This is a genomic window from uncultured Phenylobacterium sp., from assembly GCF_902826855.1.
Taxonomy (GTDB): Bacteria; Pseudomonadota; Alphaproteobacteria; order Caulobacterales; family Caulobacteraceae; genus Phenylobacterium.
Map to the genome: position 1 here is coordinate 1 of NZ_CADEGK010000324.1, position 3,109 is coordinate 3,109.

Annotated in this window: 4 protein-coding genes and 1 pseudogene; 1 reads left to right on the forward strand and 4 read right to left on the reverse strand. The window is 70.4% G+C overall.

Features of this window, described 5'->3' with window-relative positions; all coding sequences use genetic code 11:
- Together QZV94_RS24180 and QZV94_RS24185 are read right to left on the reverse strand one after the other, a co-directional pair.
- Nucleotides 1–332, reverse strand: a 332-nt coding sequence (locus QZV94_RS24180; protein ID WP_293682907.1) for a GcrA family cell cycle regulator, incomplete at its 3' end; no start/stop codon positions are given.
- 10 nt (nucleotides 333–342) lie between these two features.
- Nucleotides 343–828: a hypothetical protein gene (locus QZV94_RS24185; RefSeq protein WP_293682909.1), complete on the reverse strand. Its 486-nt coding sequence runs from the start codon at nucleotides 826–828 to the stop codon at nucleotides 343–345.
- A gap of 212 nt (nucleotides 829–1,040) precedes the next feature.
- Between QZV94_RS24185 and QZV94_RS24190 the strand changes: the two genes are divergently transcribed.
- Entirely contained in the window at nucleotides 1,041–1,244 is a 204-nt protein-coding gene (locus QZV94_RS24190; protein ID WP_293682911.1) for a hypothetical protein, read from the forward strand.
- A 37-nt stretch (nucleotides 1,245–1,281) separates the two neighbouring features.
- Here QZV94_RS24190 and QZV94_RS24195 read toward each other — a convergent pair whose 3' ends face one another.
- Both QZV94_RS24195 and QZV94_RS24200 read right to left on the reverse strand, forming a co-directional pair.
- Nucleotides 1,282–2,205, reverse strand: coding sequence for a DUF2493 domain-containing protein (locus tag QZV94_RS24195; RefSeq protein ID WP_293682913.1), 924 nt, complete (start codon nucleotides 2,203–2,205; stop codon nucleotides 1,282–1,284).
- A gap of 268 nt (nucleotides 2,206–2,473) precedes the next feature.
- A pseudogene (locus tag QZV94_RS24200) lies at nucleotides 2,474–3,109 on the reverse strand (hypothetical protein); the annotation flags it as partial.

The following is a 3,109-nucleotide window of genomic DNA, read 5'->3' on the forward strand; positions in this document are numbered from 1 at the left end:
CACATATGGGCGCCAAGGGTGAGGCAGGTCGCGACGCCCGGGCTCTCGTCGATGTAGCGCACCGGCGCCCGCGCCGGTGTGGTCGCGACCGGCGTGGCGGCGCGGCGCGTGACCGACGCCGAGGGCCTCACCGGGCGCGTCGGGCGTGGACTCGTGAACACCGTGCGCTGCGGCTTCGACGGCGTGCCTCGACCGGAAAGGCCGAGCCGATGGATCTTGCCGATTACGGCGTTGCGGGTCACCCCGCCGAGCTGCTTTGAGATCTGGCTGGCCGAGAGCCCGTCCTGCCAGAGCGTCTTCAGGAGATCGACGCGGTCATCTGTCCAGCCCATCTGGCGGCTCCTACGAGATTGCGCCCACGGGGCGTGGGCTGCCCGCCACTCGCCCTGCCTCTCGGCTTTGCCGCGCCGAGGCCTGGGCCGAGGCGAGGGCTGCGGCGATCGCGCCATGCGCGCCGTACGCCGCCTGCAGGACCTCGGTCGGCACCGCGACCGACGCCCCGCTCGGCGCCCGGGCATCCGGCGCTGCGACACCGTTGACCTGCGAGAACGCCGCGAGCGGAGCCAAGGCCGAGAGCGCGCGCTGCAGGAACACCGCGGACTCCGCCAAGCTGGTCACGAGGTCGACCAGCAGGCGTACGTCGGCGGCGAGCACTCCGCCGAGCTTGGCGGTCTCCAGCTCCGCGATGTCGTTGCGGGACCACTCGGCGGGGGTCCAGCTGCGGTGACCCGCGCAGTCCAAGGCGGCCGTCTCACGAGCGGTGACGGTGGCCGAGAGGCGGTCGAGAGCCTCGCGAAGATCCTGCGGACAGGGGTCGGGTGTGAACATCAGAGCCTCCGGCTTGCCCGCGCCGGATGCACGGGCCTGACCCCTGAAGCCCTCCCCCACCCCGTTTACCGACGAACGCGGCCGTGACGACGTCAATCGGCAGTTGCGATGCGAGCCGATGAGGCTGAAAGTAGTGCTGCCAAGTGCCACTTGTCCAACGCAGACAGGGAAGCTGGCGAAAATTGACCGGAAGGATGTCCCAGGAGGCGGCAATGCGCAGACCCAGGCGCAGGACCTACAACGGTTTCGTCAGCGTGGACGCGATCTGGTTCACGGCTGAGCAGCGCGGCCTAAACAGGCGTGGACCCGTGGCCCAGGCGGTGCTGATCGCCGTGGCGGGCGCGCTGTTTGCCGGCGTCTGCGGCCTGGCCGTGTCAGACCGCCACCCGCAGCCGGCTACGCTCATGGCGCCGTAGAACAGCCCGCCCGGCCAAGCCGGGCGGGCACGCTGCGCTACCGGATGCGCAGATGACGGATGCCGGCCTCCTCGGCCTTCTGGCCCAGGTTCAGGACGACGCCGGAGGGACGCTCGTCTTCAGCGCGATCGACGCTGAGCGTCATGGGGAGCGTCAACACGAGGGCCGGATCCAGCTCCAGCAGCTCGTCGTTGGCCTTGAACGGGGCCGCTTTCCGATGGCGGTCGAAGTCGGGCCGGGCGATGACCACGCGCACCCTCTTCTGAGCGGCCCAGCGAAGGGCGAGCTTCTCGGCGCCGGGCGCGCTGCAGGTCGCCAGCGTCATGTCCGGATACTGCGACAGGGCCCAGTTCAGGGCGTCGAAGATGCGGTTGGCGTCGGCCTGACTGGCGCCCTGCGGGGCCCCGCGGAACGCGATGATGGTGGAGCCGGGATCGAGGTCGGCGTGCGAGCGCTGTTTGTGGGCCCGGATGGCGTCCTTGGCGTCGATCATCGCGGCCGTGGCGCGCGAGGGGCGCACGCTCCCGCGCCAGGGGGTCCAGACCTCCCCGGTTTGCACGGTGTAGTTGGACGAGGCGGCGTCCCGGAGAAGCTCCAGGGCCATCACCGCGACATCGGCGGCCGTGAACTTACGCGTGGCCTCCTGCAGCTCGGTGTCGCCGATTTCCGAACCGTCGAAGTCGCGCATCAGGCGTCTGGCGTCGTCCCGGGCCCGGTCAGCGTCGCGGCGGATGCGCTCGATCGCCGAGTGGAAGCCGCCGATCAGGCCTTCAAGGATGGTGGTCTGGAAGTCCTCCAGGGCGGTGCCGGAGACCACGTCCATCACCTCGTTGACGACCGCGGCCCCCACGTGGGTCAGGGCGGCTTCTTCAGGATGTGGACGGGGGTCGTCGAGTTTCAGAGCCAGCGCCTCGAAGGCGGTGAGGTCGCCGGTGATCAAAGTGGAAAATGCGGTTTGCATGGGGAAGGTCCCTGTTCTGAGTGGGTTCGGAGCCGAAGCTCGAAGACCGTCCCGCGCCGCCGGCGGGCGGGCCCCACAAGGGCCTTTGAGCGGAGCGTCCCTTGTGGGGGACGTCAGCTGGTGGCGAGGTCGAGAGAGCAAGGCTGCGAGCCCTCAACAGGGCGGCCGGTCGCCTGCCCAAACCCGGACACGTCACCGGCCCCCGCCCCGGGGCGCTTGAACCCGAGACCCCTGCCCCTCTCCAGCCGTCCCGCCTCGGGCGCGCCCGTCACCCGGAATTGGCGTGGTCCGGGTAATGCGGCGGCGCGCCAGGCCCGTGAAGGCCGGCGCCGGCGGTCGCGTCGAACAGCGCCAGCCATTCGCTCATGGCCGGACGGACGCCTCCGGCTGCTGCGGCCGCCTCTCGGAAGGCGACCAGGTTCTGCGGGGCCAGGGCGATGATCGCCTCCACGTCGTCACGGGGCAGGAGTCCGCGCTCGAGGATGTATTCCGTCATGCTGCCAGGACGGGGTGTCGCGCCTCGGCGTCCGAGCACTGGCTTACGCCATAGCCCGTCGATGGTGCGTAGACGCGGCTTCGCCCGCGCCTCCATCAGGACGATCCGGCGCAGCAGGACCGGCGGGAGGGCGTCGATCTCCTCGGGGCGGGAGGAACTGCAGAACCAGCAGCTGGACTTCGGCGGGACTGGGAGGCCCTCCTGCGCGATGCGCCGCTCGCAGTCCCCGCGAGTCCAGCCCCACTCGATCAAGGGGTAGCGGTAAAGGTAGCGCTCGTCCGCCTGCACCGTGCGGGCATGAGCGTAGCGTTTCTGGTCGCGAGGGGAGTTGTCGTAGCCGATCAGCTTGACGACCTTCCCGCCGCCAGCCCAGGCCGCGCGCGCCAGGTCCCACTCCGCCGTCCAGGT